At 62.0% G+C, this 408-nt stretch carries 1 pseudogene; it reads left to right on the top strand.

Annotation, left to right across the window (positions count from 1 at the left end):
• Nucleotides 1–408, top strand: a pseudogene (locus AB1L30_RS00675) (hypothetical protein); the annotation flags it as partial.

The raw sequence follows: 408 nt of genomic DNA, 5'->3' as shown, positions 1-408 counted from the left end.
CCGAGATTCGGGCCAATGCTCACGACGTCACCCTGAGGAACTTGAAAGAGTTCTTCCTGCTCTCGAAGATCGCCGACGCCGAGGAGATCAAGGTCGAGGATGACGACCTGGCGGAGGAAATCAGCCTGATCGCCATGCGGTCGGACGAGACGCCGCGTCGCGTCCGGTCTCGCCTTGAGAAGGAAGGCCAGCTCGACAACCTGGCGACCCAGATCCTCGAACGCAAGGCGATCGATCGGATCCTGGAATACATCACCGTTGAGCTGGAGGAAGTCTCGACTCCCGAAGAGGAGCCGGACGCCGACACCCTCGATGAAACGGCCCTGCCCGCGTCGTCCGAGGAGGCCGAAGCGGCCTCGGAGGCTGCGGAAGGATCGTCCGAGCAGAATGACGTACCGCAGGTACAAA

This window comes from Bremerella sp. JC817, assembly GCF_040718835.1.
GTDB lineage: Bacteria > Planctomycetota > Planctomycetia > Pirellulales > Pirellulaceae > Bremerella.
This window is presented reverse-complemented; position numbering and strand designations above follow the sequence as displayed.